5 protein-coding genes are annotated in these 5,347 nt (G+C 39.1%); 2 read left to right on the top strand and 3 right to left on the bottom strand.

Features of this window, described 5'->3' with window-relative positions:
• The 3 genes from B2X72_RS12680 to recQ form a co-directional block, all read right to left on the bottom strand.
• The coding region (locus B2X72_RS12680) for an SGNH/GDSL hydrolase family protein (RefSeq protein ID WP_286849752.1) at positions 1-671 on the bottom strand (671 nt) is incomplete at its 3' end.
• An 84-nt stretch (positions 672-755) separates the two neighbouring features.
• Positions 756-1,571 carry a 3-deoxy-8-phosphooctulonate synthase gene (kdsA, locus tag B2X72_RS12675; RefSeq protein ID WP_120334127.1) on the bottom strand — a complete coding sequence of 272 codons (816 nt, stop codon included), beginning with the start codon at positions 1,569-1,571 and terminating at the stop codon, positions 756-758.
• Between the two features lie 15 nt (positions 1,572-1,586).
• Positions 1,587-3,776 (bottom strand): DNA helicase RecQ, encoded by a 2,190-nt coding sequence (recQ, locus tag B2X72_RS12670; RefSeq protein WP_145326866.1) that lies wholly within the window; start codon positions 3,774-3,776, stop codon positions 1,587-1,589.
• A 101-nt stretch (positions 3,777-3,877) separates the two neighbouring features.
• Here recQ and B2X72_RS12665 point away from each other — a divergent pair, with 101 nt between their 5' ends.
• Together B2X72_RS12665 and B2X72_RS12660 are read left to right on the top strand one after the other, a co-directional pair.
• Positions 3,878-4,843, top strand: a complete 966-nt coding sequence (locus tag B2X72_RS12665) for a KpsF/GutQ family sugar-phosphate isomerase (RefSeq protein WP_145326867.1) — start codon at positions 3,878-3,880, stop codon at positions 4,841-4,843.
• A gap of 98 nt (positions 4,844-4,941) precedes the next feature.
• Positions 4,942-5,316, top strand: a complete 375-nt coding sequence (locus tag B2X72_RS12660; RefSeq protein WP_075992841.1) for a DUF1573 domain-containing protein — start codon at positions 4,942-4,944, stop codon at positions 5,314-5,316.
• The last annotated feature ends 31 nt before the right edge of the window (positions 5,317-5,347 follow it).

Genomic DNA, 5,347 nt, shown 5'->3' with positions numbered 1-5,347 from the left:
TCAAGTCGACCATTTCCAGAGAAACATAAATTGATCACTTCGTTATTAAATGCCCTTCCTACCTGACTGGTCCAAGCCAAACCAGGACGGCTTGTACAGGCCCCCTGTCCGATCGAGGTTCCATAGACAACAATGGGCTTTGCTGCTGTGGTATGAGTATACGTTAATTTAGCCGTATTTGGCACACCAATCTTTAACCACTTAACAGTATTGTAGAGCGGAAGATATAAGCGATAATTAAATTTTTCATTGCGCCCAATATTCTTCCACGTATAAGAAATAGTATCCGAAAAATCATAACTGCCATAAGCCCACTTCCATTCTTTCTTTACCGTATCATAAGCATAAAGATCCAGCCCACTAACACCTGTTGTTGGCATATGGGGCATATTTAAGCCTCCGGCAACTTGGTATTGAACTGTAATCTCAGGCGAAGAAGTTTGAAAGTCAATATAGAATCCTGCGCTATTCTTACCTAGCTCCCATACTGGTTTACGTACCTGACTTTCCAATTCATCGGGAAGTCTGTTGAAGGCTGAAAGCTTCTGATTCTCCAACCTACCTTCCACATGTTTATCTTCTAGTGGAGAAAACCAACTATAATTCTCCTGCGCTTTAATGGCAGAAAAAGACAACAGAAAAAACGCTGTCAACGCAACTTTTGATAACATATAATAATTTAGCTTTAAGTTTGATATAATTGATTATAAAAAAGGAGCCTATTGGCTCCTTTTTATTGTGATTTATTTATTATACTATAAAATAGCTTGTCTAACTCGTACCAGTTTTTCCATCAAGCCTTCAAGTAAATCCAAATGTAACATATTGGCGCCATCAGATTTCGCATTTGCCGGATCAGGATGTGTTTCTATAAACAGACCGTCAGCTCCCACGGCGATAGCTGCTTTCGCTATCGTTTCAATTAAGGCTGGTTTTCCTCCTGTTACGCCAGAAGTCTGATTTGGTTGTTGCAAGGAATGTGTACAGTCCATCACTGTTGGGACGTTAAAAGCACGCATTTCGGGAATCCCTCGATAATCTACAATGAGATCCTGATAGCCGAATGTATTGCCACGATCAGTTAAAAAAACCTTTTCATTTCCTGATTCCACGATCTTATCTACTGCAAATTTCATAGATCCCGCACTCAAAAACTGACCTTTTTTTACATTGACCACCTTATTCGTTTTTGCCGCCGCAACCAATAAATCAGTCTGTCTGCACAAAAATGCTGGAATTTGAAGAACGTCAACGTATGCAGCTGCCATTTCTGCCTCGTGGCTCTCATGGATATCTGTCACCGTCGGTACACCAAAAGTTTTCCCTACTTTTTCTAAAATCTTCAGCGCCTTTTCATCACCTATTCCCATAAATGAATCTAGGCGGGACCGATTGGCTTTACGGTAGGATCCCTTGAAAATGTAAGGAATATTAAGTTTATCTGTAATTGTAACAATCTTTTCAGCAATACGCAAAGCGATTTCTTCTCCCTCAATTGCACACGGCCCCGCCATTAAAAAGAAATTCTGCGATGTCCCATTCTTTATTTCGGGAATGTATTTGTTAATCATATAATTATAAAAATATTAATTGCCAAGCTCTGATAAAAATTTGATTCGCATCAATTGGAGATCTTCATAACTGTAATCATCCCCTCCAAGTTCTTTAAGCGCATCATTAATTGAATCAGTCTCCGCTGTCTTAAAATAGTCATATACCTCATCCTGGCGATCCTCATCAATAATCTCGTCAATAAAATAATTGATATTGATTTTTGTGCCCGCATTTACAATCGTTTCTATTTCCTTCAATATTTCCTCATAAGTTATCCCCTTAGCTGAAGCAATATCATCCAATGCTATTTTACGATCGATATTTTGAATAATAGATACCTTTAATGCCGATTTATTTGCTGTACTTTTAATGACAAGATCCACGGGTCTATCGATTTCATTTTCCTCAACGTAGTCTTTGATCAAGGCAATAAATGGTGCGCCAAATTTAATCGCTTTACCATTCCCTACTCCCTGGATCTGTTTCAACTCATCGATGGCAATTGGATAATGTGTACACATTTCTTCCAGCGAAGGATCTTGAAAGATGACAAATGGAGGCAATGACTTCCCTTTTGCAATTTTCTTGCGTAGGTCTTTAAGCATTCCCAACAAGACGGTATCTAAGGCTCCTGTGCCGTGGCCTGTATCTTCCGAATTTGTGCTATCTCCTCCTTCTATTGGACGATTCAAAACAAATTTTAGTTGATAAGGGTTATCTAGATAATGACGGCCAATATCTGTCAATTTTAAAAGGCCATAGTGATCAATATCTTTTTCGATAAAGTTGTCAAGCGCAGCCTGTCTCAGCAAAGATTTCCAATAAATAACACCTTTCTCTTTACCCGTTCCGAAAAGACGATGTTCATCATGTTTATAGGAAGATACGGGTTGATTATTTTGACCCATCATGACGTTGATCACGTGATGATCATCAAATTTCTCGCCCTGCTCCTGAATGAAACCCAGTACATTTTTCAAGGAGTCTTCGGCCTCAAAATATTCTTTCTCCGAGCGGCAGTTGTCGCACATATTATTACAGCCCTGCTCGTCAAAATTTTCTCCAAAATAATGAAGAATTTGTTTACGACGACATACTGCAGACTCCGAATAATCAATAACCTCTTTTAAGATCTGTGTACCGATCTCGCGTTCGGCCACAGGTTTATCTTTCATAAACTTGGTCAGCTTTTCAACATCTTTTTCCGAGTAAAAAGCCAAACAATAACCATCCCCCCCATCACGTCCAGCACGTCCAGTTTCCTGATAGTAACCCTCCATGGATTTAGGAATATCATGGTGAATGACATAACGAACGTCAGGTTTGTCTATTCCCATACCGAAAGCGATGGTAGCAACAATCACTTCCACATCCTCCATCAAAAATTTATCCTGTGTATCAGCTCTTGTTTTAGCGTCCAATCCCGCATGGTAAGGTAAGGCTTTGATGCCATTTAGGTTCAAAACCTCACTGATTTCTTCTACCTTTTTACGGCTCAAACAATAGACAATACCGGTCTTACCCGATTTGGTTTTGATAAAACGAACAATCTCCTTAACAACATCCTTTTTGGGCCGCACCTCGTAATACAAATTGCTTCGATTAAATGATGATTTAAATAAAACAGCATCATTCATCTGTAAATTTTTACGGATATCCGACTGAACTTTAGGAGTAGCAGTCGCCGTAAGAGCGATAACAGGGATATTGGCACCTATTTCGTTGATTACCTGGCGTATTTTACGATATTCTGGTCTGAAATCGTGCCCCCATTCCGAAATACAATGCGCTTCGTCAACCGCTACGAAAGACACGGTAATCTGATGTAAGAATTCCAAATTATCTTGCTTGGCAAGGGATTCTGGAGCTACATACAGCAATTTGGTCTTCCCGGCGAGTACATCATCCTTAACCTTTGTAATTTCGCTCTTATTCAATGATGAATTTAAAAAATGAGCGATACTATCTTCGCCACCGAATGCACGAAGCTGATCTACCTGGTTTTTCATTAAAGCAATCAGCGGAGAAATAACAATTGCAGTTCCCTCACTCATAAGAGCAGGAAGCTGGTAGCAAATTGATTTTCCTCCTCCGGTTGGCATTATTACAAAAGTATCTCTTCGTTGAAGAATACTAGTTATAATTGCCTCTTGATCCCCTTTAAAAGTATCAAAACCAAAAAAATCTTGTAAATTGTCGAAAAGTGATTTTTCTATTTCCATTGCGCCTTGGGCAAAAATAAGATAGATAAATGAAGAAATAATCTTGAAAAATAATCTATTTTTGCAATCTATTCTAATACATAAAAGTAAGAGTATTTTTTGTGAAAAACAACTACGAAATAAAAAATATAGCTATTCAAGCTATTCAAGAAGAAGCCAAGGCGGTAGCTGCTTTAGCTCAATATATTGATGATGATTTTGTTACCGTTGTCGATCGTATTCTAAATTTACAGGGCCGCGTCATTGTAACTGGAATCGGCAAAAGTGCCATTATCGCTCAAAAGATAGTTGCAACGCTAAATTCGACAGGCACACCATCGATCTTTATGCATGCAGCTGACGCTATCCACGGAGACCTTGGTATTATCCAACAAAATGATTTAATTATTGCGATCTCTAAAAGTGGTAATACACCTGAGATTAAAGTACTTGTCCCCTTTTTAAAACAGACAAAGAATGTTTTGGTTGCTTTGGTCGGAAATACGGAATCCTATCTCGCTAAAAATGCAGACTATATTTTAAATACCACCGTTGAGAAAGAAGCTTGTCCTAACAACCTTGCGCCGACTTCAAGTACAACTGCTCAGCTAGCCATGGGCGATGCGCTTGCTGTCGTTTTACAAGAGTGCCGCGATTTCACGGATAAAGATTTTGCAAAATACCACCCGGGAGGAGCATTAGGAAAAAAACTGTACTTAAGAGTCGGCGATCTATCCGATCAGAACGGCAAACCTAGTGTCCAACCGCAAGCCACTGTAAGTGATATCATCATCACCATAACACAGTTTAGACTGGGAGCTGTAGCGGTGTTGGCTGCTGACCGCATACTCGGCATCATCACAGACGGTGATATCCGTCGTATGCTGGAGAAACACACCAATTTAGCGGCAATTACTGCCGCCGATATCATGGGAAAATCACCAAAAATCATCGACAAAAATGAATTGGCAGCCAATGCTCTCCATATTATGCGTGAAAATAACATCACACAACTACTGGTTTCCGACAAAGGGAATTATGCTGGTGTTATCCACATACAGGATCTATTGAAAGAAGGTATAATATAACTGTAATAAAGTTGTTAGATGTACAATAAATTGGCAATAAATATTAAATTTGGCATATCAGTTGTACTATTTTAATCGTAAAGTAATATTTTAGAAGCATGAAAAAGTATATAACAATCTTAGCAGTGATCATTTCCTTTATAGGTTTTTCTTCGATGCAGACAGGACAAGGGGAATTTAAATTCGAAAAAGAAACCCATGATTTTGGCAAAATTCCGGCCGGTACGCCCGTTTCGTATAATTTCAAGTTTTCAAACACAGGCAGTGAGCCAATTATCATTTCAAATGTTGTGCCTACCTGCGGATGTTCTGTAGCAGAATTTACGAAAACACCAATTAAACCAGGCGAAAGCGGAACGATCAAAGTAACTTACAATGCGGCGGCAAAAGCTCCATTCACAAAGAGTTTCACCGTACAGTCGAACACCAAGACTCCTGTAAAAACGCTATATATTAAGGGCATTGTAGAATAACAATGCTCGTAAATAAAACGAAAAAAGCCAC

The organism is Sphingobacterium sp. UBA7253 (assembly GCF_002472745.1).
Taxonomy (GTDB): domain Bacteria; phylum Bacteroidota; class Bacteroidia; order Sphingobacteriales; family Sphingobacteriaceae; genus Sphingobacterium; species Sphingobacterium siyangense.
The sequence above is the reverse complement of the archived record's forward strand: the minus strand, read 5'-3'. Positions and strand labels throughout refer to the sequence as shown.